Origin of the sequence: Streptomyces sp. NBC_00210, from assembly GCF_045160975.1 — a bacterium.
Lineage (GTDB): Bacteria > Actinomycetota > Actinomycetes > Streptomycetales > Streptomycetaceae > Streptomyces.
Genome location: NZ_CP108120.1, coordinates 1,582,307 through 1,608,204 on the forward strand (window position 1 = coordinate 1,582,307; position 25,898 = coordinate 1,608,204).

Annotated in this window: 22 protein-coding genes and 1 pseudogene; 15 read left to right on the forward strand and 8 right to left on the reverse strand. The window is 70.1% G+C overall.

Going from position 1 to position 25,898, the window contains the following annotated elements:
- Positions 1-35 precede the first annotated feature (35 nt).
- The 3 genes from OG729_RS07135 to OG729_RS07145 all read left to right on the forward strand — a co-directional run bounded on the left by OG729_RS07135 (position 36) and on the right by OG729_RS07145 (position 2,099).
- A complete protein-coding gene (locus OG729_RS07135) occupies positions 36-1,070 on the forward strand; it encodes an Rv2578c family radical SAM protein (protein ID WP_405804996.1) in 1,035 nt (344 codons plus the stop codon).
- Positions 1,071-1,163: 93 nt separating this feature from the next.
- Complete coding sequence (locus OG729_RS07140) at positions 1,164-1,571, forward strand: RidA family protein (RefSeq protein ID WP_405804997.1); 408 nt, start codon at positions 1,164-1,166, stop codon at positions 1,569-1,571.
- A 3-nt stretch (positions 1,572-1,574) separates the two neighbouring features.
- The gene (locus tag OG729_RS07145) at positions 1,575-2,099 is read left to right on the forward strand and encodes a GNAT family N-acetyltransferase (protein WP_405804999.1); all 525 of its coding nucleotides are present in this window, start codon (positions 1,575-1,577) and stop codon (positions 2,097-2,099) included.
- Between the two features lie 149 nt (positions 2,100-2,248).
- Here the strand turns inward: OG729_RS07145 and OG729_RS07150 are convergent, their stop codons facing one another.
- On the reverse strand, positions 2,249-2,815 hold the full coding sequence (locus OG729_RS07150; RefSeq protein ID WP_405805000.1) for an adenylosuccinate lyase: 567 nt from the start codon (positions 2,813-2,815) through the stop codon (positions 2,249-2,251).
- A gap of 352 nt (positions 2,816-3,167) precedes the next feature.
- On the opposite strand from OG729_RS07150, the gene OG729_RS07155 reads away from it, so the two are divergent.
- From OG729_RS07155 to OG729_RS07200, 10 genes are all read left to right on the forward strand, one after another.
- Complete coding sequence (locus OG729_RS07155) at positions 3,168-4,949, forward strand: 3-hydroxyacyl-CoA dehydrogenase family protein (RefSeq protein WP_405805001.1); 1,782 nt, start codon at positions 3,168-3,170, stop codon at positions 4,947-4,949.
- 118 nt (positions 4,950-5,067) lie between these two features.
- Complete coding sequence (locus OG729_RS07160) at positions 5,068-5,889, forward strand: TetR family transcriptional regulator (RefSeq protein WP_405805003.1); 822 nt, start codon at positions 5,068-5,070, stop codon at positions 5,887-5,889.
- 443 nt (positions 5,890-6,332) lie between these two features.
- Positions 6,333-7,670 carry a crotonyl-CoA carboxylase/reductase gene (ccrA, locus tag OG729_RS07165; RefSeq protein WP_360880864.1) on the forward strand — a complete coding sequence of 446 codons (1,338 nt, stop codon included), beginning with the start codon at positions 6,333-6,335 and terminating at the stop codon, positions 7,668-7,670.
- Between the two features lie 11 nt (positions 7,671-7,681).
- Positions 7,682-9,694 carry a protein meaA gene (locus OG729_RS07170; protein ID WP_360880862.1) on the forward strand — a complete coding sequence of 671 codons (2,013 nt, stop codon included), beginning with the start codon at positions 7,682-7,684 and terminating at the stop codon, positions 9,692-9,694.
- Positions 9,691-10,650: a CoA ester lyase gene (locus OG729_RS07175; protein WP_142212903.1), complete on the forward strand. Its 960-nt coding sequence runs from the start codon at positions 9,691-9,693 to the stop codon at positions 10,648-10,650. The genes OG729_RS07170 and OG729_RS07175 overlap by 4 nt, the downstream gene beginning before the upstream one ends.
- Positions 10,651-10,652: 2 nt before the next feature.
- The gene (locus OG729_RS07180) at positions 10,653-11,165 is read left to right on the forward strand and encodes a MaoC family dehydratase (RefSeq protein ID WP_360880859.1); all 513 of its coding nucleotides are present in this window, start codon (positions 10,653-10,655) and stop codon (positions 11,163-11,165) included.
- A gap of 2 nt (positions 11,166-11,167) precedes the next feature.
- Positions 11,168-12,373: an acyl-CoA dehydrogenase family protein gene (locus OG729_RS07185; protein WP_404722517.1), complete on the forward strand. Its 1,206-nt coding sequence runs from the start codon at positions 11,168-11,170 to the stop codon at positions 12,371-12,373.
- 170 nt (positions 12,374-12,543) lie between these two features.
- Positions 12,544-13,191 carry a phosphatidylserine decarboxylase gene (locus OG729_RS07190; protein WP_360880855.1) on the forward strand — a complete coding sequence of 216 codons (648 nt, stop codon included), beginning with the start codon at positions 12,544-12,546 and terminating at the stop codon, positions 13,189-13,191.
- A complete protein-coding gene (pssA, locus tag OG729_RS07195; protein WP_360880920.1) occupies positions 13,184-14,041 on the forward strand; it encodes a CDP-diacylglycerol--serine O-phosphatidyltransferase in 858 nt (285 codons plus the stop codon). Before OG729_RS07190 ends, pssA begins: the two co-directional genes overlap by 8 nt.
- 86 nt (positions 14,042-14,127) lie before the next feature.
- Positions 14,128-15,966 (forward strand): AMP-binding protein, encoded by a 1,839-nt coding sequence (locus OG729_RS07200; protein WP_405805004.1) that lies wholly within the window; start codon positions 14,128-14,130, stop codon positions 15,964-15,966.
- Here the strand turns inward: OG729_RS07200 and OG729_RS07205 are convergent, their stop codons facing one another.
- From OG729_RS07205 to OG729_RS07230, 6 genes are all read right to left on the reverse strand, one after another.
- The gene (locus tag OG729_RS07205) at positions 15,967-17,643 is read right to left on the reverse strand and encodes a GNAT family N-acetyltransferase (RefSeq protein WP_405805005.1); all 1,677 of its coding nucleotides are present in this window, start codon (positions 17,641-17,643) and stop codon (positions 15,967-15,969) included.
- Positions 17,644-17,950: 307 nt separating this feature from the next.
- Positions 17,951-19,216, reverse strand: a complete 1,266-nt coding sequence (locus OG729_RS07210) for an ABC transporter substrate-binding protein (RefSeq protein WP_405805007.1) — start codon at positions 19,214-19,216, stop codon at positions 17,951-17,953.
- A gap of 3 nt (positions 19,217-19,219) precedes the next feature.
- Positions 19,220-20,290, reverse strand: coding sequence for a branched-chain amino acid ABC transporter permease (locus OG729_RS07215; RefSeq protein ID WP_360880918.1), 1,071 nt, complete (start codon positions 20,288-20,290; stop codon positions 19,220-19,222).
- 49 nt (positions 20,291-20,339) lie between these two features.
- Positions 20,340-21,230 carry a branched-chain amino acid ABC transporter permease gene (locus tag OG729_RS07220; RefSeq protein ID WP_360880847.1) on the reverse strand — a complete coding sequence of 297 codons (891 nt, stop codon included), beginning with the start codon at positions 21,228-21,230 and terminating at the stop codon, positions 20,340-20,342.
- Positions 21,227-22,024, reverse strand: coding sequence for an ABC transporter ATP-binding protein (locus tag OG729_RS07225; protein WP_360880845.1), 798 nt, complete (start codon positions 22,022-22,024; stop codon positions 21,227-21,229). The genes OG729_RS07220 and OG729_RS07225 overlap by 4 nt, the downstream gene beginning before the upstream one ends.
- Positions 22,025-22,115: 91 nt before the next feature.
- Positions 22,116-22,922 (reverse strand): ABC transporter ATP-binding protein, encoded by an 807-nt coding sequence (locus OG729_RS07230; RefSeq protein ID WP_405805009.1) that lies wholly within the window; start codon positions 22,920-22,922, stop codon positions 22,116-22,118.
- Between the two features lie 233 nt (positions 22,923-23,155).
- On the opposite strand from OG729_RS07230, the pseudogene OG729_RS07235 reads away from it, so the two are divergent.
- Positions 23,156-23,329: pseudogene (locus tag OG729_RS07235) on the forward strand (helix-turn-helix domain-containing protein); the annotation flags it as partial.
- Between the two features lie 82 nt (positions 23,330-23,411).
- On the opposite strand, the gene OG729_RS07240 reads toward OG729_RS07235, so the two are convergent.
- The gene (locus OG729_RS07240; RefSeq protein ID WP_405811079.1) at positions 23,412-24,527 is read right to left on the reverse strand and encodes a glycerate kinase; all 1,116 of its coding nucleotides are present in this window, start codon (positions 24,525-24,527) and stop codon (positions 23,412-23,414) included.
- Positions 24,528-24,781: 254 nt separating this feature from the next.
- Between OG729_RS07240 and OG729_RS07245 the strand changes: the two genes are divergently transcribed.
- Positions 24,782-25,858: an ADP-ribosylglycohydrolase family protein gene (locus OG729_RS07245; protein WP_405805010.1), complete on the forward strand. Its 1,077-nt coding sequence runs from the start codon at positions 24,782-24,784 to the stop codon at positions 25,856-25,858.
- Positions 25,859-25,898 lie beyond the last annotated feature (40 nt).

Here is a 25,898-nt window from a genome sequence, read left to right on the forward strand (position 1 = left end):
TCTATTCTGTGGCCAGAGCTACCGAGGAGGCGTCCATGCGCTGGGACAATCTGGTCGAGAACCCCCGGGCGGCCGGGGACACCGCACTTTTCGGTACGTCGGCGGTGACCACCAGGACCTTCGACACCCCCGAATTCCGCGGCATCACCTTCCATGAGATCCGCGCCCGGTCGATCCTGAACCGGGTGCCGGGTGCTTCGCGGATGCCGTTCGAGTGGACGGTCAATCCGTATCGGGGCTGCACGCACGCGTGCGTCTACTGCTTCGCCCGCAAGACCCACAGCTATCTGGACCTCGACACCGGGCTCGGGTTCGACTCCCAGATAGTGGTGAAGATCAACGCTCCGGAGCTGCTGCGCCGCCAGCTGGCATCGCGGCGCTGGCAGGGCGCGCATGTCGCGATGGGGACGAATGTCGACTGCTACCAGCGGGCGGAGGGGCGGTACCGCCTGATGCCGGGCATCATCGCGGCCCTGCGGGACCATGCGAATCCGTTCTCGATCCTCACCAAGGGCACGCTGATCCTGCGCGATCTGGAGCTGTTGCGGCAGGCGTCGGAGGTGACCGAGGTTGGGATCTCCGTCTCCGTCGGCTTCACCGACCGTGAGCTGTGGCGCACCGTCGAGCCGGGCACGCCGTCGCCCGAGCGGCGTCTGGACGTCGTACGAACCCTGACGGACAACGGCATCGGCTGCGGCGTGCTGATGGCGCCGGTGATCCCCTTCCTCGGCGATCACCCCGACCAGCTGCGGGCGACGGTGCGGGCGATCGCCGCGTCCGGGGCCACGTCGGTGACCCCGCTCGTGCTGCATCTGCGGCCCGGCGCGCGGGAGTGGTTCATGGCATGGCTCGGCGAGCACCATCCGTATCTGGTGCGGCGGTACGAGCGGCTGTACGCGGAGGGGGCGTACGCGCCCAAGTGGTACCAGCGGCGGATCACGCGCCATGTGCACGAACTGGCCACGGAGTTCGGGATAGGCCCGGCGGACCGGGGGATGCCGAGGCGGATCCCGTTGCGGCAGGAGGCGGAGCCGGTGGAGCCGGAGCCGACGCAGCTGACGCTGCTCTGAGCCGATTGCAGGTGCTCCGGGGCATTGTCAGCGCTCCGAGCCGATTGCAGGCGCTCCGGGCCGGTTGTCAGTGGCGTGCGCAAGGATGGGCGCATGACTTCGCAACTCACCCGCGTACAAGCCCCCGAGGGCGTCGCACCCAGCGCCCACTACAGCCACGTCGTCTGGGGCACCGGCCGGTTCGTGGCGATATCGGGGCAGTGCGCCCTGGACGCGGACGGCAAGGTGGTGGGCGAGGGAGACCCGGCGGCGCAGGCCCGCCAGGTCTTCGAGAACCTGCGCCGCTGTCTGGCGGCGGCGGGCGCGTCGTTCGACGATGTGGTCAAGCTGACGTATTTCGTCACCGACGTGGCGCACCTGCCGGCGGTCCGGGCGGCGCGCGACGAGGTGATCGACGCCGGTCGGCTGCCGGCGAGCTCGGCGGTCCAGGTGACGGCGCTGCTCCGGCCCGAACTGCTCGTCGAGATCGAGGCGTTCGCGCTGGTCGGCGAGGAGGGCTAGCCGATGGACGTCCGGATACGGGACATGGCGGTCGGCGACTGCGATGCCGTCGCCGCGGTCCGGGTGCGGGGCTGGCGATCCGCCTACGCAGGGCTGATGCCCCAGTCGTATCTGGACGCGATGAGCATCGAGGAGGACGCGGCCAGGCGTCGCGCCCACTTCTCCGGGGACGACGGCGGCAGGGTCACCCATGTGGTCGCCGAGCGCGACGGCGAGGTGGTCGGGTGGGGCTGCTTCGGGCCGAGCCGGGACGAGGGCGAGGCACCTGGTGTGTGCGAGCTGTACGCGCTCTATGTGCTGCCGGAGCGGGTCGCGACGGGGGTGGGGCGAGCGCTGATGGACGAGCTGACGGGGCGGGCGGCGGCGCACGGTTTCGAGCGGATGCAGCTGTGGGTGCTGAAGGAGAACGAGCGGGCGCGCCGCTTTTACGGCAAGGCGGGCTTCGCGCCCGACGGCGCGGAGGAGCCGTTCGAGGTGGACGGGGTAGCGGTCCCGGAGGTGCGGTATGCGCGTGCGCTGACGGCATAGGCACGGGTGTGCCGGGGCGGTCCGGCGGCTTCCGGGGCCGGTCCGGCGGCGGTGTGCCGGGGGGCGGTCCGGCGGCGGTGTGCCGGGGGCGGTCCGGCGGCTTCCGTGGCCGGTCCGGCGGCCTTTTTTCCTCGGCCGCCGGGCGGTCCTCAGGTGATGCGGGCCAGCGCCGCCTCCGCCGCTGCCGTGAGTCTGGGGTGGGAGCGGGCCGACCTCAGGATGGCGTGCGCTCGTTTGTCGCCCAGCGCGCCCAGGCCCTCCACGCAAGCCAGAGCCAGCCCCCAGTGGGGGTCTCCAGGGGTCAGTCTCCGGCGCAGGACCGTGATCAGCGCCGGTACGGACTCCGGGGCCCGCAGGCGGGTGAGCAGCCGCACCGGGACCAGCGCGTAGGCGACCCGCAGCTCGTTGGTGGCCAGCGCGGCCGCCGCGCGGGAGGTACGGGGGTCCGCCAGCCGGGACAGGGCGTGCGCCGCCGAGACGCAGCGCCCCGGGTCGCGGTGGTTGAGCAGCAGCACCAGCGCCTCGAAGGCCCGCCGGTCCCCCGCGCAGCCGAGCCTGAAGGCCGCGATCTCCCGGGCCCACAGTGGTCGTTCATGTTCAGTGAGGACCCCCGCGAGCTCCTCCCGGTCCTCGGTGACCAGCAGCCGTTCGTATGCCACCGAGCCGCCCGATTCACCCCGCAGCCGCTGAGCCAGCGACCGTAACTCCTCATCCATGGCGGCACCCCTCATCCATGGCGGTCAGCGTATCGGCGATGCACCGGCGATCCAGATCACACCGGCCCACCCCTGGCGCGCTCGTTACTCGCGAGTTAATCTCAAGTGAGCGGGTAACCCCCCGCGGCTCACGGTGGCCTGGTGACGCAGCCACCGCGAGTGCTTGTCGGTTCGGCAGTTCTGCACGACGTACGACGCGACTTCGGGACAAAGTCCGTCGGCCCAGCACCACGACACGCATGAACGGTGCGCCGATTTCCGTGCGCCCTGCGCCCTCTGGCGTCCCTGCGCCTTTTGGCGTCCTCGCCGCGCGCGCCCCTCACCAGTCGTCACTCATCCCTGGAGTCCCACGATGGACACCCCACTGCACACCATTGCCGTCGTCGGCCTCGGCACCATGGGCACCGGCATCGCCGAGGTCCTCGCCCGCGCCGGCCGTGAGGTCATCGGCATTGACATCAGCGACGCCGCCGCCCGCCAGGCCGTCACCGCCCTCGAGGCCTCCACCGCCCGCGCCGTGGAGCGCGAGCGGATCACCGAGGAGGAGCGCCGGAACACCCTCGCCCGCTTCCGCACCTTCTCCGATCTGCAGGCCGCCGCCGACGCCAACCTCGTCATCGAGGTCGTGTCCGAGTCGTACGAGGCCAAGCAGCAGGTCTTCCGCGCGCTGGACTCCATCGTCCGCCCCGGCACCATCCTCGCCACCGGCACCAACGCCCTGTCGGTGACGCGGCTCGCCGCGGACTCCGAGCACCCCGAGCGCGTGCTCGGCCTGCACTTCTTCAACCCGGCCCCGGCGATGAAGCTGGTCGAGGTGGTCTCCTCGGTGCTGACCGCGCCGGGCGCCGTCGAGGCCGTCACCGAGCTCGCCCGCGAGCTCGGCAAGGAGCCCGTCGCGGTCGGCGACCGGCCCGGCTTCGTCGCGGACGGTCTGCTCTTCGGCTACCTCAACCAGGCCGCCGCGATGTACGAGGCCAAGTACGCGTCCCGCGAGGACATCGACGCCGCGATGAAGCTCGGCTGCGGGCTGCCGATGGGCCCGCTCGCGCTGCTCGACCTGATCGGCATCGACACCGCCCGTACCGTGCTGGACGCGATGTACACCGAATCCCGCGACCGGCTGCACGCGCCCGCCCCCATCCTCAAGCAGCTCAGCGAGGCGGGTCTGACCGGCCGCAAGGCGGGCCGCGGCTTCTACACCTACGCAGCCCCGGGCACCGGAGTCCTGGTGCCGGACGCCCTCACCCCGCAGCCGGCGGCCGAGGCGGCGGGCGGCCGTGAGATCCGCTCGGTCGGCGTGGCCGGTTCCGGCACGATGGCGAGCGGCATCGCCGAGGTCTTCGCCAAGGCCGGCTACGACGTGGTGCTCGCCGCCCGTTCGCTGGAGAAGGCCGAGACGGCCAAGTCCCGTATCGCCAAGTCGCTTTCACGCTCCGTCGACAAGGGCCGGATGACGGCCGAGGCGCGCGAGGCGACGCTGGAGCGCGTCTGCCCGGCCGGCTCGCTCGACGCCTTCGAGGACGTGGACCTCGCCGTCGAGGCGGTGGCCGAGGACCTGGAGATCAAGCAGCAGCTCTTCGCCACCCTCGACAAGATCTGCAAGGAGGGTGCGGTGCTCGCCACCACGACCTCCTCGCTGCCCGTCGTGGCCTGCGCCCGCGCCACCTCGCGCCCGCAGGACGTCATCGGCATGCACTTCTTCAACCCGGCCCCGGCGATGAAGCTGGTCGAGGTCGTCCGTACGGTCCTGACCTCCGACGAGGTCCACGCCACGGTCCGCGAGGTGACCACGAAGATCAAGAAGCACCCGGTGGACTGCGGCGACCGGGCCGGCTTCATCGTCAACGCCCTGCTCTTCCCGTACCTCAACAACGCGATCAAGATGGTCCAGGAGCACTACGCCACGCTGGACGACATCGACGCCGCGATGAAGCTGGGCGGCGGCTATCCGATGGGCCCGTTCGAGCTGCTCGACGTGGTCGGGCTCGATGTCTCGCTCGCCATCGAGAAGGTGCTGCACCGCGAGTTCCGCGACCCGGGCCTGGCTCCGGCGCCGCTGCTGGAGCACCTGGTGGCCGCGGGCTGCCTCGGCCGCAAGACGGGACGCGGCTTCCGCGAATATGCCCGCCGCTGATCACGGGGCGGGCTGGGGCGGGCTGCTCGATCCTTCGGACGGCCCGCCCCCTGCCACCGAGGCGGGGACGGCTCACCCGCAGGCGCGCTCGGCTGCACGAATGCAGTACGTTCAGGTCATGCCGCAGCCTGCCAAGCCCGCCCGCACCAAGGCCACGCCCGACGCTCCGGAAAGTGCCGCAGGCAGTCGCGCAGCCGCCCAGCGTCTGAAGATGCGGCGGGAGCTGGCGACTGCGGCCATGGAACTCTTCGCCACCAAGGGGTACGAGGCGACGACGGTCGACGAGATCGCCGCGGCGGCCGGGGTCGCCCGCCGGACCTTCTTCCGTCACTTCCGCTCCAAGGAAGAGGCGATCTTCCCGGACCACGACGACACGCTCGTACGCGCCGAGGCGGTGCTGAACGCGGCCCCGGCCCATGAGCACCCCCTGGACACGGTCTGCCGGGGCATCAAGGAGGTCATGCGGATGTATGCGGCCTCCCCCGCGGTCTCCGTGGAGCGCTACCGCCTGACCCGCGAGGTACCCACGCTGCGCGAGCGGGAGATCGCCTCGGTGGCCCGCTACGAACGTCTTTTCACCCGCTATCTGCTGGGCCACTTCGACGAGCGCGACCACCATGCCGGCAACGACGACCCGCTGCTCGCGGAGGTGGCCGCGTCAGCGGTCGTCACCGCGCACAACCATGTGCTGCGCCGCTGGCTGCGGGCGGGCGGCCAGGGGGACGTGGAGGCCCAGTTGGACCACGCGTTCGCGATTGTCCGCGACACGTTCGGGACGGGGATCGGGGCGGGACGCACGCAGCAGGGCGAGCGGACCGGTCCGGCGGCGGTCTCGACGCGGACCAGTGACGACGTGCTGGTGACCGTGGCCCGCACGGACGCGCCGCTGGACGAGGTCATGCGCACGATCGAGCGGGCACTGGGCGACCGCCGGGCCTGACCCCCGGGGGCTCCGCCCCCGGCCCCCCTACGCCCTGCGGGCGTGGGGGCTTGATTTTGCCCCCGTACTCACCGTAGTCGACCGCACACAACACTCAGACGGAATGTAACGGCCGCCCGCTCCAGGGGCGGCCGTTGTTGCTCATGCGTGCCCGCCAGATGACAACTGAGAGAAATTCTTGGCACGCAGTGTCTTGCGAGCTGGCACGGCGTGCCATACGTTGAAGTTGTCCGGGCGGCCGGCGTGCAGAGACCTTTCGTACGCCGGCTGTCCCCGCAAACCATCGTGTTTGCGCGCCCGGGCGCCTGCGTCACAGGCAACCTCACGCGCCCACCGGCGCTGCCAGAGCACCACCCGCCGAACCGACGGCACACCTCCACAGCAGCAGCACCCCGACGTTCCCCTAAGCGTTTCCCTCAAACGCGCTTCGCCGGAGGCACCCCGTGAAGGAAATCCTGGACGCGATTCAGTCTACGGACAGCACGTCCGCCGACTTCGCCGCAATGCCCATCCCCGAGTCCTACCGCGCGGTGACCGTGCACAAGGACGAGGTCGAGATGTTCGCCGGCCTCGAGACCCGGGAGAAGGACCCCCGCAAGTCCCTCCATGTCGAGGACGTGCCGGTGCCCGAGCTCGGCCCGGGCGAGGCGCTCGTCGCGGTCATGGCCAGCTCGGTGAACTACAACTCCGTCTGGACCTCGATCTTCGAGCCGATGGCCACCTTCGGCTTCCTGGAGCGGTACGGAAAGCTCTCCGAGCTCACCAAGCGGCACGACCTGCCGTACCACATCATCGGCTCCGACCTGGCGGGCGTCGTGCTGCGCACCGGCCCCGGCGTGAACGCCTGGCAGCCGGGCGACGAGGTCGTCGCGCACTGCCTCTCGGTCGAGCTGGAGTCCTCCGACGGCCACAACGACACGATGCTCGACCCCGAGCAGCGCATCTGGGGCTTCGAGACGAACTTCGGCGGTCTCGCCGAGATCGCACTCGTCAAGTCCAACCAGCTGATGCCCAAGCCCCAGCACCTCAGCTGGGAGGAGGCGGCGGCTCCGGGCCTGGTCAACTCCACCGCGTACCGCCAGCTCGTCTCGCGCAACGGCGCGGGCATGAAGCAGGGCGACAACGTCCTGATCTGGGGCGCGAGCGGCGGCCTCGGCTCGTACGCCACCCAGTTCGCGCTGGCCGGCGGCGCCAACCCGATCTGTGTCGTCTCCAGCGAGCAGAAGGCGGACATCTGCCGCGCGATGGGCGCCGAGGCGATCATCGACCGCAACGCCGAGGGCTACAAGTTCTGGAAGGACGAGCACAACCAGGACCCGCGCGAGTGGAAGCGCTTCGGCAAGCGCATCCGTGAGCTGACCGGCGGCGAGGACGTGGACATCGTCTTCGAGCACCCGGGCCGCGAGACCTTCGGCGCGAGCGTGTACGTCACCCGCAAGGGCGGCACCATCGTCACCTGCGCGTCGACGTCGGGCTACAACCACGAGTACGACAACCGCTACCTGTGGATGTCGCTGAAGAAGATCGTCGGCTCGCACTTCGCCAACTACCGCGAGGCGTGGGAGGCCAACCGCCTGGTCGCCAAGGGCAAGATCCACCCGACGCTGTCGAAGGTCTACTCGCTCGACGACACCGGCCAGGCCGCGTACGACGTGCACCGCAACCTCCACCAGGGCAAGGTCGGCGTGCTCGCCCTCGCCCCGAGCGAGGGTCTGGGCGTCCGCGACGAGGAGCTGCGCGCCAAGCACATCGACGCCATCAACCGCTTCCGTAACGTCTGAGAGACGCACACATGACAGAGCGTCAGAAGGACCGGCCGTGGCTCATGCGGACGTACGCCGGTCACTCGACCGCCGAGGCGTCCAACGAGCTCTACCGGCGCAACCTCGCCAAGGGCCAGACCGGCCTGTCGGTCGCGTTCGACCTGCCGACGCAGACGGGCTACGACCCGGACCACATCCTCGCCCGCGGCGAGGTCGGCCGGGTCGGGGTCCCCGTCTCGCATCTCGGTGACATGCGGCGGCTGTTCCAGGACATCCCCCTGGAGCAGATGAACACCTCGATGACGATCAACGCCACCGCGATGTGGCTGCTGGCGCTCTACCAAGTGGTCGCCGAGGAGCAGGGCGCCGACATCACCAAGCTCCAGGGGACGACGCAGAACGACATCGTCAAGGAGTACCTGTCGCGCGGGACGCATGTCTTCCCGCCGGGCCCGAGTCTGCGGCTGACCACCGACATGATCACGTACACGGTGGCCAACATCCCCAAGTGGAACCCGATCAACATCTGCAGTTACCACCTGCAGGAGGCGGGCGCCACGCCGGTCCAGGAGATCGCCTACGCGATGTCCACCGCGATCGCCGTGCTGGACGCGGTCCGCGACTCCGGCCAGGTGCCCGCCGAGAAGTTCGGCGATGTGGTCGCCCGTATCTCCTTCTTCGTGAACGCGGGCGTCCGCTTCGTCGAGGAGATGTGCAAGATGCGCGCCTTCGGCCGCATCTGGGACCAGGTCACCCGCGAGCGGTACGGCATCGAGAACGCCAAGCAGCGCCGCTTCCGCTACGGCGTCCAGGTCAACTCCCTCGGTCTGACCGAGGCCCAGCCGGAGAACAACGTCCAGCGCATCGTTCTGGAGATGCTGGCCGTGACCCTGTCGAAGGACGCACGCGCGCGTGCCGTGCAGCTTCCGGCCTGGAACGAGGCGCTGGGTCTGCCCCGCCCCTGGGACCAGCAGTGGTCGCTGCGTATCCAGCAGGTTCTGGCTCACGAGAGCGACCTGCTGGAGTACGAGGACATCTTCGCCGGCTCGCACGTCATCGAGGCCAAGGTGGCCGCCCTGGTCGACGAGTGCCTGTCCGAGATCGCCCGGATCCAGGAGATGGGCGGCGCGATGGCGGCCGTCGAGTCCGGCTATCTCAAGTCGCAGCTGGTCTCCTCGCACGCCGAGCGGCGCGCCCGGATCGAGTCGGGCGACGAGAAGATCGTCGGCGTGAACATCTTCGAGACCACCGAGCCCAACCCGCTCACCGCGGACCTGGACGAGGCGATCATGACGGTCGACCCGGCCAACGAGGCGCGGGTGGTCGCGAAGCTCCACGAGTGGCGCGACAACCGCGACGAGGCCCGGGCGACCGAAGCGCTGGCCGCGCTGAAGAAAGCCGCCGCGGGGTCCACGAACCTGATGGCCGCCACCGTCGAATGCGCCCGCGCGGGTGTCACGACCGGCGAGTGGTCCTGGGCGCTGCGCGATGTCTTCGGCGAGTTCCGCGCGCCGACCGGCGTCTCCAGCGCACCGGTCGCCGTCACCGCCGAGGCGGGCACGCCGCTCGCCCTCGTCCGCGAGAAGGTGTCGCGTACCGCCGACGAGCTCGGCTCCGGACGGCTGCGGCTCCTTGTCGGCAAGCCCGGCCTGGACGGGCACTCCAACGGTGCCGAGCAGATCGCCGTACGGGCCCGCGACGCGGGCTTCGAGGTGGTCTACCAGGGCATCAGGCTCACACCCGAGCAGATCGTCAACGCAGCCCTCGCCGAGGACGTGCACTGTGTGGGCCTGTCGATCCTCTCCGGCTCGCACGCCGAGCTGGTACCGGATGTACTGGAGCGGCTGCGCGAGGCCGGCGCGGCCGACATTCCGGTGATCGTCGGCGGGATCATCCCGACACGCGACGCCGCCGATCTGAAGGCGGCGGGTGTGGCCGCCGTGTTCACCCCGAAGGACTTCGGCATCACGGAGATCATCGGCCGTATCGTCGACGAGATCCGGAAAGCGAACAAGCTCGACCCTCTGGAGGTCCCCGCATGACAGTCAACCGTCTCCGCCCGCGTCGCTCGTGCCTGGCGGTTCCCGGCTCGAACCCGCGCTTCCTGGAGAAGGCCCAGGGCCTGCCGGCCGACCAGGTCTTTCTGGACCTGGAGGACGCCTGTGCCCCACTGGCCAAGCCGGAGGCCCGGCACACCATCGTCAAGTTCCTCAACGAGGGCGACTGGACGGGCAAGACCAGGGTCGTGCGGGTCAATGACTGGACCACCGAGTGGACCTACCGCGATGTCGTCACCGTCGTCGAGGGCGCCGGGCAGAACCTTGACTGCATCATGCTGCCGAAGGTCCAGGACGCCCAGCAGGTCGTCGCCCTCGACCTCCTGCTGACGCAGATCGAGAAGACCATGGGCTTCGAGGTCGGCAAGATCGGCATCGAGGCACAGATCGAGAACGCGCAGGGCCTGAACAACGTCAACGCGATCGCGCAGGCCTCCCCGCGCGTCGAGACGATCATCTTCGGCCCGGCCGACTTCATGGCGTCCATCAACATGAAGTCCCTGGTCGTCGGCGAGCAGCCGCCCGGCTACCCGGCCGACGCCTACCACTACATCCTGATGAAGATCCTCATGGCCGCCCGCGCCAACAACCTCCAGGCGATCGACGGCCCCTACCTGCAGATCCGCAACCCGGAGGGTTACCGCGCCGTCGCGCAGCGCGCCGCCGCCCTCGGTTTCGACGGCAAGTGGGTGCTGCACCCGGACCAGGTCGCCGCCGCGAACGAGATCTTCTCGCCCTCGCAGGAGGACTTCGACCACGCCGAGCTGATCCTGGACGCGTACGAGTACTACACGTCCGAGGCGGGCGGCAAGAAGGGCTCGGCGATGCTCGGCGACGAGATGATCGACGAGGCCAGCCGCAAGATGGCGCTGGTCATCTCCGGCAAGGGCCGGGCCGCCGGCATGCAGCGCACGTCCAAGTTCGAGGCCCCGGAGGCGTAACGATGCAGTTCGGCCGCACCTACGAAGAGTTCACCGTCGGGGACGTCTACAAGCACTGGCCCGGGAAGACGGTCACCGAGTACGACGACCACCTCTTCTGTCTGCTCACCATGAACCACCACCCCCTCCACATGGACACCAACTATGCGGAGAAGACTACGGACTTCGGCAAGAACGTCGTCGTGGGCAACTACATCTACTCCCTGCTCCTCGGCATGTCCGTTCCGGACGTCTCCGGCAAGGCCATCGCCAATCTGGAGATCGAGTCACTCAAGCACGTCGCGCCGACCTTCCACGGCGACACGATCTACGGCGAGACGACCGTTCTCGACAAGACCCCCTCGAAGTCCAAGAGCGACCGCGGGATCGTCTATGTCGAGACCAAGGGCTACAAGCAGGACGGCACCCTCGTCTGCGTGTTCCGGCGCAAGGTGATGGTCCCGACCGAGACGTACATCAAGGAGCGCGGCGGCGAGCAGCCCGGCCGCCCGGAGCTGAAGGCACAGGAGAAGTAGCCATGAGCCGACTCGCCCAGACCCACGGTCTGACCGACGTCCAGCAGGAAATCCTGGCCACGGTCCGGGACTTCGTCGACAAGGAGATCATCCCTGTCGCGACCGAGCTGGAGCACCGCGACGAGTATCCGACCCAGATCGTCGAAGGCCTCAAGGAACTCGGTCTGTTCGGGCTGATGATTCCGGAGGAGTACGGCGGCCTGGGCGAGTCCCTGCTCACGTACGCGCTGTGCGTCGAGGAGATAGCGCGTGGCTGGATGTCCGTCTCGGGCATCATCAACACGCATTTCATTGTGGCGTACATGCTCAAGCAGCACGGCACGCAGGAGCAGAAGGACACCTTCCTGCCGCGGATGGCGCTGGGCGAGGTGCGCGGCGCGTTCTCGATGTCCGAGCCGGCTCTCGGCTCCGATGTGTCGGCCATCACGTCCAAGGGCGTCAAGGACGGCGACGAGTACGTCCTCAACGGCCAGAAGATGTGGCTGACGAACGGCGGAACGTCCAATCTGGTCGCCGTTCTGTGCCGGAGTGACGAAGGACACCCGGAGGGCACCGCCCCCCACAAGTCGATGACGACCTTCCTCGTCGAGAAGGAGCCCGGCTTCGGAGAGGTCCGGCCCGGCCTCACCATTCCCGGGAAGATCGACAAGATGGGTTACAAGGGCGTCGACACGACCGAGCTCATCATGGACGGACTGCGCATTCCGGCCAATCGGGTACTTGGCGGCACCACCGGCCGAGGGTTTTACCAAATGATGGACGGCGTCGAAGTCGGCCGCGTCAATGTGGCGGCACGTGGCTGCGGCGTCGCACAGCGTGCCTTCGAGCTGGGCGTCTCGTACGCCCAGCAACGTCACACTTTCGGCAAGGCCATCGCTCAGCACCAGGCGATCCAGTTCAAGCTGGCCGAGATGGCTACCAAGGTCGAGGCGGCGCATGCGATGATGGTGAACGCAGCGCGCAAAAAGGACTCCGGGGAGCGAAACGACCTGGAGGCAGGGATGGCGAAGTACCTCGCCTCCGAGTACTGCAAGGAAGTCGTCGAGGACGCCTTCCGTATCCACGGCGGTTACGGCTTCTCCAAGGAGTACGAGATCGAGCGCCTCTACCGTGAGGCTCCGATGCTGCTGATCGGTGAAGGTACCGCCGAGATCCAGAAAATGATCATTGGCCGTAGGCTGCTCGAGGAGTACCGATTCCAGGGTTGATTGCCGCGTTTGGGTCGGTTCGGCCGCGAAGAAGATCACACCCCGTTATCGTCTTCCGGCCGCCGACTCGGCTTCTGGCTTTCCCAGTTGCGGCCCGCAACCGATAGCATCGCCCGAAAGCCGCCGTCCCCCTGTTGCCAGCGCGGCATCATCCGCTACGAAGGTCATCCATGCCCCACAGCCAAACCTCTGCACCACGCGGCCGCGTCCGCCTTGCGCGCGGAGCATCGCCGTGGCTTCTGCCGACCGTCGCCACCGCTGCACTCAGCCTGGCCCGCTCGCGCCGCTCCGGGCGCGCGGCGGCCATCGCCGTGCCCGCCACCGCGCTCGCGGCGGGCATGCTGTGGTTCTTCCGCGACCCCGAGCGCGAGATCGCCCAGGGCCGAGTCATCTCGCCCGCCGACGGTGTGGTGCAGAGCATCATGCCGTGGAAGGACGGGCGCACTCGCGTCGCGATCTTCATGAGCCCGCTGAACGTCCACGTCAACCGCGCTCCCCTCGCGGGCACCGTGACGTCCGTAGAGCACATCCCCGGTGGTTTCGTGCCGGCGTTCAACAAGGAGAGCGAGAACAACGAGCGCGTTGTCTGGCACTTCGACACCGAGCTCGGCGACATCGAGATGGTGCAGATCGCGGGTGCCGTGGCCCGGCGGATCGTGCCGTACATCCCGGCAGGCACCAAGGTCGAGCAGGGCGAGCGCATTGGTCTGATCCGCTTCGGATCGCGCGTTGACATCTACCTTCCGGAAGGTGTCGACGTCGCTGTCGAGGTCGGTCAGACCACGACCGCGGGGGTGACTCGAATTGACCGTGATTGATCCGGACACGCAGGCGGGCTGGGTCGCCGAGGCGGAGGCCGAGGACGACGCGGAGGAGATGCCCCTCTCTCTGCGGCTGTCGATAGCGGACACCCTCACGCTCGGTAACGCCACGTGTGGCTTCATGGCGGTGTACTTCACCACCACCGGGATCCTCATCCCACACCTGACCGGCAGCAACGAGAGCGGCATGGCGCGCAACAGCGCGGCGACCGCCGTGATCCTCATGCTGCTGGCCGCGATCTTCGACCTCTGCGACGGGCTCGTGGCGCGCAAGCTGCGCAGCTCGCCGATGGGCGCGGAGCTGGACAACCTCTCCGACCTGATCAGCTTCGGGCTCGCCCCGGCCTACTTCGTGCTCGTGTACGGAATGGTCGCGGACGACGCCCAGCAGAAGGTCTCGGCGGTGGCCGCGATCGTGGTGCTGCTGGCGGTGGTGCTACGGCTTGCCAGATTCTCGTGCGTGACCATGAAGGACGGCATGTTCCAGGGCATGCCGAGCCCCTTCGGCGCGCTCACTGTCGTCTCGATCGTGCTGCTCGAGCTGCCGTTCGTCCCGACGCTGCTGGCGATCATCGGCACGGCCTGGCTGATGGTGAGCCGGGTCGAGTACCCCAAGCCGCGCGGTGTCCTTGCGGTGGCGATGCTCGGCTGGATCGTATCCGCGATGGGCATGCTGGCGGCGTGGGCGTTCGACGCCCCGGGCGGCCAGGTGCTGCTCCAGACCGGCTGCGCGCTGCAGATCGTGATGGCGGCGACGATTCCCCTCTTCGCGACGGCACGGCGCGTGAACACGTTCCGCGACAACCGCCGCGAGAGCCGTGAGGCAAGGGCTGCTCAACTCCCCTAGAGCAGTGCATAAGCAGGGGTGAGGGCCCGGGTGCGATCCGCACCCGGGCCCTCGTCATGTTTCGCGCCTTCTGGAATGATCCAGTCATGCCAGGGGGAGCGCTTCATCAGCTGTTCGAAGACAGGGTGCGGACCGAGCCGGACCGTACCGCCGTGATCACCGACCGTGCCAGGCTCAGCTATCGGCACCTTGACGCGAGGGCCAACCAGTTGGCCCGGCATCTGACCGAGACCGTGCGACTGCCGGCCGGTGGCCTCGTCGCCATACGCACCGTAAGTACCCCGGATGTGCTGGTCGCTGTCCTGGGCGTGCTCAAGGCGGGCGGGGCATACGCCGTCATCGGGCCTGAGCGCACCGAGCCGCCCGGCCTGGTTGCCCGGGCCCTCATCACCCACCAGGCCCATCTGGCCCGTGTCGACGACGGCAGCGGGCGGCCCGTCATCTGCCTGGACACGGACGCCGCGGCCATCGAGGCGCACTCCCGCGACCCGCTCGACGAGCCCGGGGCCATCGGCGCGAAGGCCGCGGTGCTGTTCACTGCCGGGACCACGGGCGCGCGCCGGAGCGTCCCCGTCTCGCACGGGCTGCTGAGGGCTGCGTACGACGCCTGGGCCGAGGTCTACCGGCTCACCGGCGACGACCAGGTCCTGGTGACGGCCGCGCCGGACACCACCGAGTTCAACGGCGGCTGGATACGGACCCTGGGCGCGGGCGCCACGCTGGTGCTCACCCGGCGCGAGGCGTTCACCGTGGCCGACACCGACCCGGCCACCGCGGCCTCGCTGCTGGACGGCGGCACGGAGTTGCCGGGGCTGCGGCTGGTAGCGATCGGCGGAGAACGGCTCCGGCTCGACGAGCAGGTGCGGCTGGGGCGTGGGCTCGCCCCGGGCGCGCGGCTGATCAGCGTGTACGGGCCCACCGAGGTCGCCGGGTGCGGGACCTGGTTCGAGACCGGCCAACTACCGGGGCCGGTCGGGGATCCCGAGCAGCACGCCTATCTCGGGCAGCCGTTCCCCGGCTGCGAAGCGCGGATCCGCAAGGGGCAGATCTGGCTCACGCCGCCCGGCGGCGGTGACGCCGTGCCCACCGGGGATCTCGGGCGGCAGGACGGCTCGTGGCCGCTGGAGTTCCGCGGCCGGATGGCGCACCGGGTCAGGGTCAACGGCCGTACCGTCGACACCTACCGGGTGGAGACGGCGCTCGCCGGGCATCCGGGGGTGGACGAAGCAGTCGTCGGCGAGGGCGGCGGACGGCTGATCGCCTATGTGCTGCCTTCCTCGGGGAACGCGCCGGGTACGGGGACCTTGCGGACTCACCTCACGGGCGCTGTGCCGTCCGCGGACATCCCCCGGACCGTGGTGCCGATCGCATCCCTGCCACGCAACAGCGCGGGGAAGGTGGACCGCACGGCGCTGGTGCGGCCACCGGTCGGGTCCGCGGCGGGCAAGAAGATCGGCAGCAAGGGCGGCGGCTCCGTGCCGTCCGACGGGCGGCCCGTCGTCGGCCTGCTCGCAGTGGCGGCCCCCGTGCTGTTCGCCTCGCTCGTCCTGACGAACCTGTTCTGGCCCGGCTCCACCGATCTCTCGCTGGTGCCGGGCCCCTGGGCGTGGCTCTTTCGTGGTCTGTATCTCGCCGAAAGCATGGCGTTCGCCCTCGGTGTGGCGTTCTTGTTCGGCGGGCGACGGCTGATGGCAAGCCGGCGCAGGCCGAAGGGGCTGACCGCCGCGGCCCATCTGGCGATCGTCTGGCTGCTCGCCTCCTGGTGGCCGCAGGACAATTTGTACCGGCTGGCGGACAAGTGGGACTGGCCACGGCAGGCGGCGCTCGTCTACATCTTCAATGTCCCGCTGATGATCGCGGCTGGTGTCGTTGCGGCGTGGGCGGCGTGGGACGGACTGAAGTCCGGGCCCGGGCGCGGGAAGTGATCAGTCGAAGATGCGGCCCAGGTCGTGGCTCACGGCCCGCACAAGGGCGTCGGCGGCATCCAGCCGGTCAGCTGTACGGGCCGCGATGAGCACGCCCACGTACGGATCGGGCTCATAGCCGGCCGTGGGGATCGACGGCACGAGAATCGCGTCGATCCCCGCGCACCGCTCCGTCAACTCCCGCAGAAATTCGATCAGTTCGGGCTCGGGAAGGCGCGCGCCGAGCGGTACCCGGTCCAGTGACCGTACGAGATGGTCACCGCCGCGCGTCTCGTCGAGGCGCAGCTTCACCATGAACGCCGCCGAGGGTCCGGTGAGCCGGAGATTGGTCTCGGTCGGGGCGAGCCGCCGCTCGGGGCCGGTCACGAAGTCGACGTCGTACCAGCCCCGGTAGCCGCCTGCGGCGAGCTGTTGGCCGACCGCGTGGCCGAACCGCAGGGCGTGCCCGGCCAGGCCGTCCGGCACGGCTCCGGGACCCACCGTCGCCCCACGGTAGACCGTGCCTTCGACGTCCATCGCCGCGACGCCCACATCGTGCACCTGCCCCTGGGCGTCGATCAGCCCGTCGTACGTAGGATCGCTCGGCCTCCCGTCACCCGCCACATACTCCTCGATCAGCAGCGGGCCCCTCGGCAGTGAGCCCGCCCGGACGCGATCCGTCACCACGCGCGTGCCCGAACCTCCGGCGCCGTGCTCGGTCTTGACGACGGTGGCCGCACCGGCGCGGGCCCGGGCGGCGATCAGCCGGGCCGCCTCGCGGCGGGTGGCGGGCGTCCATCTCTCGGGCACCACGATGCCCGGATGCTCAGGGGCCAGTTGCCGGAAGAGGGCGTGCGATGCCCGTTTGGACTCGTATCGCAGTGCGTCCGGCGGCAGTTGGCGTCCGGAGAGCTCGCCGAAAGCCCTGGTGTGGCCCCACGGCACAAACGGCAGCCGAAGGCCGCGCAGCCTGCCGACGAGGGCGGGCCGGGCGATCACGTCGGGGCCGGTGAGGCCCTCGTAGACCTCGACCCGGCCCCAGCCCAGTTGCCGGGCGACCAGGGCGATCCACTCGCGGGGTACGGACCTGGGCAGGACGAGCGCCGCGGGGTGCGGGCTGGCGAAGGCGGCGAGGCAGGAGTAGTGCGCGGCCGCCTGCCGGGCGTCGTCGGTCACGTCGCCGAACTGGCCCTGGAACTCCGCGACATTGCCGATGTGTACGGCGTGTTGGCCGCCCGTCCAGGCGTGTGCCCAGCCGGGGCGCTCAGTCAGCGTGACTTCCAGGCGCGGCAGCTCCCCCGTCCTGGTCGGGACCGGGCGGGCGCCCAGTGTCCGGTAGAAGGGCTCGGCGTGTGGGTCGGAGTCGATGGTGAGGCGCTTGAAGCCCAACTCGCGGGCGGTGTCGAGGACATGTGCATACAGTGTTCGGCCGATGCCGCGCCCGCTCGCCGAGGGCTCGACGAAGAGCAGGCCGAGGGTGCCGTGGGGTGGTTCGCCCTCGAGGGAGGCGACGCCGAGGACCACGTTGTCGTCCTCGGCCACGACGATCCGGTGTGCGGCGATCTCACTGGCGGAGATGGTGAGTTCGTCGCGGCATGCAGCCAGGAACGCATCGTCGTACCCCCAGTGCGCTTTGGAGCGCAGGACCAGGGCGGTCAGGGCGTCGGCCTCGTCGGAGCGGGCGTCACGTATCCACACGGGACGACCCTAGGCGTCCCCCTGCGGCTCCGCCCCAAGCCCCGCTCCTCAATCTCCCCCAGGCTTCGTCCGGGGGGACCCCCAGAGGGGCTTGATTTTCCGCCGGACGGGCTGAACCTCAGCCCGTCCGGCGATTGAGGACACGCGGCTGAAGGTCGCGTTCTGGGGGTCCCCCCACGCCCGCGGGGCGTAGGGGGCGGGTCCGGGGGCACAGCCCCGGTTCAGGGATGGGGGGTACCTCCCACGGCCGCCAGGCCGTAGTGGGGAGGGCGGGGAGGGGAAAGCCCCGCCCCGCCCGGACCCGAGCTCAGCCGCCCGTCTTGTACGACTCCGCCGACTTGGACACCGCCGCCGGCCGCACCACCTTCAGACCGCCCGGCACCTTGAGGTCCGGCTTCATGATCAGACTCTGCCGGGTCGACGGTGCCGCGGGGTCGGAGAAGTTGTTCGTGATGCCGAAGCCGTTGTCGTACGAGGAGACGGTGAGCAGCGCCTTGTCGATGCCCTCTCGTGTGAGGTCCTTGGACGCGCAGGCCTTCATCAGCACCTCTCCGTAGACGCTCGCGGCGGTATAGCCCGCGACCACGCCGTTGTCGAGCCCGTCCTTGGGGTAGGCGGCCTTGTACTCCTTCGCGAGCTTGGCCGGGCCGGCGCCCGGGTCGCCGATGGGGAGGGTGGAGGCGGCGACGTAGTAGTCCTTCGTCAGCGCGGGCGCCGCCGGGGTGGCCAGCAGCTGCGGCGCGAAGGCCGAGTTGTTGCCGATCATGGGAACCTTGAAGCCGCCCGCCGCGGCGACGCCGACCAGCGAGGCCGCCTGACGCGGTCCGGCGCTGATGACGACCGCCTTGACGCCTGCCTTCTTGAGCGCGGCGACCTGGGCGGACATGTCGTTGTCGGTCGGCTTGATCTTCTGCTCGACGACGGTCAGACCCGCCTGCTTCGCCGCGTACTTCGAGCCCTTCAGCGCGTTCTCCCCGAAGTCGCCCTCGAAGTAGACATGACCGATCTTGTCGCCCTTGGCGATGCGCTTCTGGCTGAGCAGATAGTCGACCGCGTTGATCGTCTCGATGTCGTACGTCGCTCCCACGACCCGGATGTACGGGCTGCCCAGCAGCGATGCCGACCAGGCCTGGGGCACCACGAGTGCCTTGTCCTGGCCGTCGATACGGCCCTTCACCGCGGCGACGAAGGGCGAGCCGACGAACTCGGAGAAGCCGAGCACCTTCGGTTCGAGCTCGGTGTACGCCGCGACGGCCTTCTGCGGGTCGTAGCCGTGGTCCCGAACGGTGAGCTCGACGTTGCGGCCGCAGATGCCGCCGGCTGCGTTGGTCTGCTTCGCCCACAGCTGCTGCGCCTGGGTGACGCTCTTGCCGAGCGAGGCGTAGACGCCGGTCATGTCGGTGAGCACGCCGAGGGTGATGGTCTTGTTCGTGACGCCTTCGCCGGTCTTCACTCCGCCGGCGTCCTTCTCGCCCGCGCCGCCGTCGGCGGCCTTCGAGCTGCATCCGGCGAGGCCGGCGCTGGTGAGGGTCAGGGCGGCGGCCAGCGCCGCCGCGTACAGACGTGACTTCATTGTCTACTCCTGTGGGGTCTTGCGTGAGGTGATGAGACGGGTGAGTCCGCCGGGCAGGAAGAGGACGACCGCGACGACCGCGGCGCCGTACAGATAGCGCGATGCCTCGCCGGGTGAGACGCCGCCCGTGCCGGGGGCGGAGACCAGCGGGAGGGTGTCGCTGTAGTGGGTGAGGAGCTGGGGCAGCAGAGAGACGAAGGCCGCGCCGACGACGGCGCCCGCGACCGTGCCGAGCCCCCCGATCACGATCATCGCGAGGAATTCGAGCGACAGGATCACACCGAAGTACTCGGGGACGGTCCGCTGGAAGACCAGGGCGATCAGTACGCCGGCGAGTCCCGCGTACATCGAGGACAGGACGAAGACGGCTGCCCGGTAGCGGGCGACCGGGACGCCCATGACACCCGCGGCGATGCGGTGGTCGCGGATGGCGTTCATGGCGCGGCCGGGGCGGCCCCGTAGCACTCCGCGGGCGAAGAGGCCGCAGCCGATGAGGGCGAGCAGTGCCACGTACCAGAGCTTCTCGGCGGACTGGAAGGGGACTGCTGCGATGACCGTCTCGCTGTCGTCGAAGTCGATGCCGAAGAGCGAGAGGGGCGGAACCGCCCGGCCGTTGAACCCTCCTGTCAGATCATGGGCGTTGAAGAGGACGTGCTGGCCGATGAAGATCAGCGCGAGCGTGGCGATGCCGAGATACGCGCCGCGCAGCCGTCCCGCGATGGGGCTGAACAGGCCGCCCGCCGCGCCCGCGACGAGGACCGCCAGTACGGCGGCGAGCCAGGTCGGGAGTCCGAGTCCGACGAGGCGGTGACCGTTCTCCACGCCGCTGTCGCCCGCCAGGACGCAGTAGCTGTAGGCGCCCACCGCGAGGAAGAAGGCGTGCCCCATGGACAGCTGCCCGGTGGCGCCGGTGAGGAGGTTGATCCCGATCGCGCCGATAGCGGCGGCCATCGCGAACAGACCGGCCTGCAGCCAGAAGCGGTCGAGGTAGAAGGGCAGGGCGAGGAGCAGGACGGTGCCGGCTATCCAGGCGTACGCCTTGGGACTCTTCACGTACGCCCTGGGGCTCTTCACGGACGACTTGAGGCTCGTTGCCACGTCTGCCTCGGGGTTCTTCAGCGTCTCAGACACGGGCGGGCTCCTTTGTGCCGAAGAGTCCGGCCGGCCTGAGCAGCAGGACGAGCACCATCACCAGATACGGCGCGAGATCGCCGATCCCGCGGCCCAGGAAGGACAGTTCGCTCTGGTAGCCGGTGGCGAAGGACTCGGTGACACCGACGATCAGACCGCCCGCGAGCGCGCCGGTGGTGGAGTCGAGCCCGCCGAGGATCGCCGCCGGGAAGGCCTTGAGTGCGGCGAGCGAGGTGGCGCGTTCGAGCCCCGGGGTCGGGAACACGGTGAGGAAGAGCGCGGCGACCGCGGCGAGCGCACCCGCGACCGCCCAGGCGGCGAGCGATACCCGGCCCTGACGTACTCCCATCAGCGCGGCGGTCTCGGGATTCTCGGCCGCCGCACGCATCGATACGCCCCACGAGGTGTACCGGAACGCGAGCAGGAACGCGGTGATCAGCAGGGCCGCCGAGACGAAGGCTGCGATACGGGTCTGCGCGATGGTGATGTCCCCGATGGTGACGACGCGGTCGCCCCACGGGTCGCCGAGCGCAAGGACGTCCGTGCCGATACGGCGGGTGAGTTCGGTGGTCAGGAGGATGTCGACGCCGATGGTGACGATGGCCAGGACGCTGTGGTCGGAGCCCCGGTAGCGGCGCATGACGAGAAATTCCACGGCCGCGCCGACGAGGGCAGCGCCCGCGATACCGACCGCCAGCGCGCCCCAGAAACCGATGTCGTCGTGGAGTACGGCGGTGACATAGCCGCCCGCGAGAAGCAGGGAGGCGTGGGCGAAGTTGACGACTTCGGTGGCCTTGAAGATGACGACGAAGCCGAGCGCGATCAGCGCGTAGACGGCGCCAATGGAGAGTCCGCCGAGGAGTAGTTCGGTGAAGGTCGTCATACCTGGGCCTCCGTTCCTAGATAGGCCTGTACGACGGCCGGGTCGCTCTGTACCTGTGCGGGGGTGCCGTCGGCGATCCGGCGCCCGAAGTCGAGTACGGTCACGGCGTCCGCGAGCCGCATCACCATCCCCATGTCGTGTTCGACGAGCACGATGGATATGCCGAGGCTGTCGCGTACGCCCGCGATGACGGAGGCGATCTGCCGCCGCTCGTCCGCGGTCATCCCGGCGACGGGCTCGTCGAGGAGCAGCAGCCGAGGCTCCATGCACAGGGCGCGGCCGAGCTCGACGAGCTTCTGCTTTCCGTACGGGAGTGCTCCCGCGAGCCGGTCCAGGTCGCCGCCGAGTCCGGTGAACTCCGCGATCTCCCGTACCCGCTCCAGGTGTTGCCTCGCCTCGCGAGCGGCGGACGGCAGCCGCAGCCCGGCGGCGAGGAACCCGGCGCGGGTGAGCCGGTGCCGGCCGAGCAGCAGGCTGTCGGCGACGGTGGCGTGCGGCGGGAGCGCGAGGTTCTGGAAGGTACGGGCGATGCCGAGGGCGGCGATGCGGTCGGGAGGGAGCTTGGTCAGCTCCGCCTCGCCGAAGCGGACGCTGCCGGAGGTGGCCCGGTAGACGCCGGACAGGACGTTGAAGGAGGTGGACTTGCCGGCGCCGTTGGGGCCGATGAGGGCGTGGACGCTGCCGGGCTGGACGGTGAAGGAGACGGAGTCGAGGGCGGTGAGCCCGGCGAAGCGGACGGTGAGGTCGGTGACGTCGAGGGCGGGCACGGCGCCGCCGGATGCGGTGTCGGTCATCGGTGCCCCCTGCCGGATGCGGGCCGCAGCCCGCTGACGGGGGCTGCGCCCCAGATCCCGCGCTTCGCCTGTCGGCCGGATTCCACAATGCTCATGTCGGCCACCTCCTCAGCGTCTGCGCCGCCGCCTGCGCGCGGGACGCATCCGCGGCCGCGTCCTCGTCCACCACACCCAGATACCGCCGGCGCACTTCGTCCGAGGCGGCGAGCTCGTCCGCAGGGCCCGAGAGGACGACCTCGCCCACGTCGAGTACGTAGGCCGACGAGGCCAGCCGCAGCGCGATCGCGGCGTTCTGCTCGACCAGCAGGACCGATGTACCGGTGGCGTTGATCTCCTGCACCGTCTCGGCGATCCGGGCCGCCATCAGCGGGGCGAGGCCGAGAGACGGCTCGTCGAGCAGCAGCAGCCGTGGCCGGGCCATCAACGCCCGTCCCATCGCGAGCATTTGCTGCTCCCCGCCGGACAGCAGTCCGGCCCGCTGGTGGGCGCGGTCGGCGAGGACGGGGAAGAGCTCATGCACCCGGGCGAGGGCCTGGGCACTCGACCGGCGACCGCCGGTCGCGCCAAGGGCGCCCGCCCGGAGATTGTCGGCGACCGTCATCCGCGCGAAGACCTGCCGTCCCTCCGGGACCTGGACGACGCCCGCGGCGACGACCCGAGCGGCGCTCAGTCCATCGAGCGGGCGGCCGTCGAAGTGGATGCTGCCGGACGTGACGTGTCCGCGCTGAAAGCCGAGGGTGCGGGAGACGGCGCGCAGCAGGGTCGATTTGCCGGCACCGTTGCCGCCGAGGACGGCGACGATCGCGCCCTCGGGTACATCGACTGTGACGTCGCGCAGTGCCCGCACCGGCCCGTAGCCGACGGACAGCGCACGCACTTCGAGTGAGGCGGCTGCCATGCAGACCCCCTTTCCGGGCTTGTTCGAAATTGCCTGTGGGGGCACACGTCAGCACCGGTCGGGACGTACCGTCCAGGCGGTATGCCCGAATCGCTGCGGATGACCAGCGGTGCGGCGCGCGCATTGTGCACCGGCACAAGGGCCGGCATCCTCACAGGTCATGGGTGGCCGCAGAGAGCGCACCGAGCGTGAGTGGTCCGTCCCGGTGAGCGCCGCCCAGGTGCTTCTGGAGCGCGTGGCTGAAGTGCGGGGGCTCGGCCGGCCGGGCAGCGACGCGGCTGTTCTGCCACCGGAACACGGTGTTCAACCGGCTGCGCCGCCTGGAACAACTGACATCGCGGTCACTGTCGCGCCCGCGGGACCTGATCGAGATGATGCTGGCACCGGATGCGTTTCGGCCGGGGTGAGGGAGAACACCCCCACCCCGGCCCCGTCGGCTCAGAAAATCCCTGTCGGCTCAGGAAATCCCGGTCGAGTCGGAAATCCCGGTCAGGTCAGGAAGTCCCGCGCAATGCTCTCCGCCGCCCGCTCCAGCAGCGGCCCCGCCTCCGCCATGCACTTCGCCGGATCCGGCTCCAGCGCCGTCAAGGCGTACGCACGGCGGATGCCCGCGCGCCCCAGGGCCTCCGGGGGCAGGGCCAGTCGGCCGCAGACCGCCACGACCTCGATGCCCTGCGCGCGGGCCGCCGCCGCGACGCCCGCCGGAGCCTTGCCGTGCAGCGTCTGCTCGTCGAGCGAGCCCTCGCCCGTGATCACCAGCGTCGCCCGCTCCAGCGCCGCTGCGAAGCCGAGTACGTCGAGCATGACCTCGATCCCGGGACGGAATCGCGCCCCGAGCGCGACGAGCGCGCCGTAGCCGATACCACCCGCCGCCCCCGCGCCGGGCAGGTCCGCCTGCTCGGGGCCGAGGACGGACGCGTAGTGCGCAAGCGCCGCGTCCAGCGTCGCCACGTCCTCGGGCGTCGCGCCCTTCTGCGGGCCGTACACCGCGGGAGCGCCCTTGGGCCCCGTGAGCGGATTGTCCACGTCGCTCGCGAGGACCAGCTCCACGTCCTTGAGGCGCGGGTCGAGCCCCGACAGGTCGGCCGTGGCGAGGTCGCGCAGCCCGCCGCCGCCCGGCCCGACCGGCTCGCCGTCCGCATCCAGGAAGCGCGCCCCGAGCGCCGCCAGCATGCCCGCGCCGCCGTCCGTCGTCGCGCTGCCGCCAACACCGAAGACGATCGTCCGCGCCCCCGCGTCGAGCGCGGCGCGCAGCAGCTCGCCCGAGCCGTACGTCGTCGAAGTGAGCGGCGCGAAGACCCCGTCGGGGAGGTGCTGGAGGCCGGACGCCTCCGCCATCTCCACCACCGCGGTGCCGTCCCGCAGTGCGTACGCCGCCGTCAGGGGCTCACCGAGCGGCCCGGTCACCCGGACCTCGCGGCGTTCGAACCCGGCCGCCACCGCCGCCGCAACCGTGCCGTCGCCGCCGTCCGCGACGGGCAGGGTCTCGACAGCCAGACCGGGTACGACCCGCTGGAGACCTGCCGTCACTCGCTCCGCGACCTGCACGGCCGTGAGCGAGCCCTTGAATTTGTCAGCCGCGACGAGCACGCACGCGGACTGAATAACTGCTCCGTTCGTCACCTTGCATCCCTTGCTATCGAACAGGCAGTCGCGCCGCCACGACCCTATCCGCCCTGTCGGAGGACGTGCCACCCCGTCCGACACGGCGCGCGAGGCGTCATACCTGGTGCACCGCCCGGACACGACAGCACTCGTACGGCGTGTGAGGGCGCTTATAGCGTCACAACCTGTCATGCCGGGCAGCGAGCCGCGCCAACCACCGCGCGATTCGGCCGCCGATTCGGTAAACCGGACGTATGGGCCTACAGCGCGCGGACCTCGCCGACCGCATCCTCGGCGGCTGGCTGGGCCGGGTCGCCGGCAACATGCTCGGCAAGCCCGTCGAGCGCGGCGACTACTGGACGCGCGAGCGCATCGACCGCTATCTGCGCCAGGCCGACGCCCTCCCGCTGACCGACTACCTTCCCGAGCCCCCGCCCGGCGCTGACCAAGCCGGCTTCGAGCTGCGTCCCGAGTGGCGCCAGTGCGTACGCGGCCGGATCCACGGCAGCTGCCGGGACGACGACGTGGACTATGCGATCCTCGGCCTGCATCTCCTGGAGACCCACGGCTTCGACTTCACCACCGAGCAGGTGGGCGAGATCTGGCTGCTGCATCTGCCGATCCTGCAGACGTTCACCGCCGAGCGGGCCGCCTACCGCAATCTCGCCAACGGCCTGGGGCCCCCGCTCACCGCCACCCACGACAACCCCTACCAGGAGTGGATCGGCGCCCTCATCCGCGCCGACATCTTCGGCTGGACATCCCCGGGCGCCCCGCGCCGCGCCGCCGCGCTCGCCCGCCGTGACGCGGTGCTCTCGCACTCCGGCAACGGCGTGTACGGCGCGATGTGGGCGGCCGCCCTGATCGCCGCCGCCTTCACCGCGCACAGCCCGCGCGAGGCGATCGACGCCGCGCTGGAACGCATCCCGGCAGGCAGCCGCCTCGCCCGCACGGTCCGCCGTACGGCCGCACTGTACGACTCCGGGCTGTCCTGGTCCGACACCCTGACCGAGCTGGAGTCGGAGACGGGCCGCCTCGGCTGGATCCACACCGTGCCCAACGCCGCCGTCATCACCGCCGGACTGCTGTACGGCGCCGGTGACTTCACCCCCACCATCGCCCTCACGGTCCGCGGCGGTCTGGACACCGACTCCAACGGCGCGACGGCGGGCTCGGTCGCGGGTGTGCTGTGCGGGGCCTCAGCCATCCCCACGCAGTGGACGGACCCGCTGGAGGACCGGGTGCGCAGCGCGGTGTTCGGCTTCGACGGAGTACGGATCAGCGAACTGGCAAAACGCACGCTGCGGTTGGCCACGATCTCCGCGGCTTGACGCGAAACCGCTGCCACCGGGGGTGCTTGATCGGCACAAT

Excerpts from the sequence above, each read along its gene's own strand:
- OG729_RS07225 (WP_360880845.1), bottom strand. The coding sequence starts at position 22,024 with ATGACCGACACCGCATCCGGCGGCGCCGTGCCCGCCCTCGACGTCACC.
- OG729_RS07200 (WP_405805004.1), top strand. The coding sequence starts at position 14,128 with ATGCCAGGGGGAGCGCTTCATCAGCTGTTCGAAGACAGGGTGCGGACC.
- OG729_RS07160 (WP_405805003.1), top strand. The coding sequence starts at position 5,068 with ATGCCGCAGCCTGCCAAGCCCGCCCGCACCAAGGCCACGCCCGACGCT.
- OG729_RS07180 (WP_360880859.1), top strand. The coding sequence starts at position 10,653 with ATGCAGTTCGGCCGCACCTACGAAGAGTTCACCGTCGGGGACGTCTAC.
- OG729_RS07170 (WP_360880862.1), top strand. The coding sequence starts at position 7,682 with ATGACAGAGCGTCAGAAGGACCGGCCGTGGCTCATGCGGACGTACGCC.
- OG729_RS07210 (WP_405805007.1), bottom strand. The coding sequence starts at position 19,216 with ATGAAGTCACGTCTGTACGCGGCGGCGCTGGCCGCCGCCCTGACCCTC.
- OG729_RS07155 (WP_405805001.1), top strand. The coding sequence starts at position 3,168 with ATGGACACCCCACTGCACACCATTGCCGTCGTCGGCCTCGGCACCATG.
- OG729_RS07185 (WP_404722517.1), top strand. The coding sequence starts at position 11,168 with ATGAGCCGACTCGCCCAGACCCACGGTCTGACCGACGTCCAGCAGGAA.
- OG729_RS07230 (WP_405805009.1), bottom strand. The coding sequence starts at position 22,922 with ATGGCAGCCGCCTCACTCGAAGTGCGTGCGCTGTCCGTCGGCTACGGG.
- OG729_RS07140 (WP_405804997.1), top strand. The coding sequence starts at position 1,164 with ATGACTTCGCAACTCACCCGCGTACAAGCCCCCGAGGGCGTCGCACCC.
- OG729_RS07150 (WP_405805000.1), bottom strand. The coding sequence starts at position 2,815 with ATGGATGAGGAGTTACGGTCGCTGGCTCAGCGGCTGCGGGGTGAATCG.
- OG729_RS07145 (WP_405804999.1), top strand. The coding sequence starts at position 1,575 with ATGGACGTCCGGATACGGGACATGGCGGTCGGCGACTGCGATGCCGTC.
- OG729_RS07245 (WP_405805010.1), top strand. The coding sequence starts at position 24,782 with ATGGGCCTACAGCGCGCGGACCTCGCCGACCGCATCCTCGGCGGCTGG.
- OG729_RS07220 (WP_360880847.1), bottom strand. The coding sequence starts at position 21,230 with ATGACGACCTTCACCGAACTACTCCTCGGCGGACTCTCCATTGGCGCC.
- OG729_RS07135 (WP_405804996.1), top strand. The coding sequence starts at position 36 with ATGCGCTGGGACAATCTGGTCGAGAACCCCCGGGCGGCCGGGGACACC.
- OG729_RS07190 (WP_360880855.1), top strand. The coding sequence starts at position 12,544 with ATGCCCCACAGCCAAACCTCTGCACCACGCGGCCGCGTCCGCCTTGCG.
- OG729_RS07175 (WP_142212903.1), top strand. The coding sequence starts at position 9,691 with ATGACAGTCAACCGTCTCCGCCCGCGTCGCTCGTGCCTGGCGGTTCCC.